A 2422-nucleotide genomic window follows, 5' to 3' on the forward strand; every position below is an offset into this window, starting at 1 on the left:
ATCCTGCCTGCTCATCTACGGTAAAGATAGTGGAAAATGTCCCATAATCATTGGTAGAAACAACGGTAATCGCAGGATTGATACCAAATCCAATAGTTATTGACTCCAGTGACCCAAAGCCATTGCCGCAGATACTCACCATACTTCCTACTGTTCCGGCACCTGGTGTAATTAAAGTTATCTTCGGGAAGATGACAAATAGACTGGAGGCAGAACAATGACTGCCTTTGGCACTAACCGTTACCGTGCCACATCCTGCCTGCTCATCTACGGTAAAGATAGTGGAAAATGTCCCATAATTATTGGTAGAAACAACGGTAATCGCAGGATTGATACCAAATCCAATAGTTATTGACTCCAATGACCCAAAGCCATTGCCAGAGATACTCACTATACTTCCTACTATTCCTTGTTGTGGAGTAATCAGGATAATTTTTGGCAAAATGGTAAATATCCCTGTTGCCTTTTCACTACCAGAGGCAGTAATTGTCGTCTCACCATAAGGTTGGGTATTTACGGTAAATGTTGTAGTCCAACTACCATCGGCGCCCGTCGAGCTAAATTGAATAGTTGGTGTCCTCCCAAATGCTATCGTAATTGTTTTAGATGCCCCAAAACCATCTCCTTTTAAGGTAATAATAGTGCCTACTGTGCCTGAAGTTGGAGTAATAAGAGAAAGGTTGGATGTAATGAAGAAATTACCTGTCGCATATATTCCACTGAAATTACCTGTAAGTTGTGTTGCTAAAATTGTTACTGTGCCATAAGGCTGAGTTTTTATTTCACCATTCCATATTGGGTCAAATTCACCAAGACCATTTGTCAGGACAACAGTAGAATACAATGTCGTTCCGATTTCAATAGAAATAATCTTATTCCCCGCTTCAAAACCATTTCCTTTTATACTTATCGTCGTTCCAATTGTACCTTTCGTAGGTGTAATTAAGCATAAATTGGATATAATTTTGAATCTGCTGGTAGCATACACATTTGAGAAATGAGTATCTGTCCCCATAACTGTATATGTTCCGTATGGCTGGACTGGAGTGGTGAAAGTAGTCGAGAATGACCCATAGATAGTAACTGCCGTCGTCCCTCGATAAATATTATTAAATTCTATCTGCACCTCACTTTCTTTCCCAAAACCATTACCTGCAATGGTAATAATCGTTCCTACGGAACCGAAAATAGGAGTTAATTCAACTATATTTGGCAAAATAGTAAATATCCCGCTTGCCTGCTCACTCCCGGAGGCCTTAATAGTCGTCTGACCGTAAACTTGCGTATCTACGGTAAATGTCGTTGACCAGCTCCCTTCACTATAGCTTGAAGTCGTCTGAATCATTGCTGTTGTCCCAAAATCAAGCCTGATAACCTTGTTCGCTCCAAATCCATTCCCCAATACCGTTACCACGCTCCCAACCGTCCCCTGACCCGGCGTAATAACAATGATATTGGGTAAAATCTTTATCTTATTTCCACTCTGGATACCCAGCACATCGTCATAACCTACAACCGTTGTCGTGCCGTAAGGCTGTGTATCTACTGTCCATGTCGTGCTAAAACTACCTCCCGCATAGCTTGAGGTAATTTGAATTGTTGGTGTTATCCCAAATTCTACCCGAATCAAACTATTTGCCCCATAACCATTGCCACAAATACGGATGATTGTCCCAACCGTGCCCTCTGCAGGACTAACCAAAATAATATGTGGTAATATCTTAAATAGCCCTTTTGCCTCTTCGCTTCCGTGTGCCTTGATGGTTGTCTGACCATAGGCTTGCGTATCCACCGTCCATGTCGTGCTAAAACTCCCTGCCTCACAACTCCAGCCCGTCTGGATGCTTGATGTTGTGCCAAAATCTATGGCGATAACTTTATTCCCACCAAATCCATTGCCCGCTACGGTAACCATGCTTCCAACCGTGCCTTCTGACGGCGATATAAAGATGAGTTTTGGTAAAATAAAGATACTTGCTCCTGCAAAAATATTAATATCATCCTCAAATGCGGTTACAGTCGTCGTCCCATAAGCCTGCGTATCCACAGTAAAGGTTGTAGTCCAACTCCCTTCAGCCATCGTCGTCACAAACACAATACTTGAAGTCTTCCCAAAAGCAATTCGGATAGAACTCGTTGCCCCAAATCCATTCCCGCTAATAGTAATGACTGCCCCAACCGTGCCTGCCCGTGGGGTAACCTCAATAATATTCGGTAAGATACTAAATAGCCCAAATGCCTCTTCACTGCCGTATGCCTTGATGGTTGTTTGACCATAGGCTTGCGTATCCACTGTAAATGTGGTTGTAAAGCTACCTTCTGCGTAAGTTGATGTTGTTTGAATAGTAGGTGTCGTACCAAATGCTATTTTTATTATCTTATTTGCCCCAAAGCCATTGCCTCTTAATGATACAATAGTTCC

General features: G+C 42.3%; 1 protein-coding gene. It reads right to left on the reverse strand.

Annotated elements, in window-relative coordinates; translation table 11 throughout:
- The coding region (locus tag AB1414_19285; GenBank protein MEW6609557.1) for a hypothetical protein at positions 1–2422 on the reverse strand (2422 nt) is incomplete at both ends.

This window comes from bacterium (assembly GCA_040755795.1).
Classification (GTDB): Bacteria; UBA9089; CG2-30-40-21; order CG2-30-40-21; family SBAY01; genus JBFLXS01.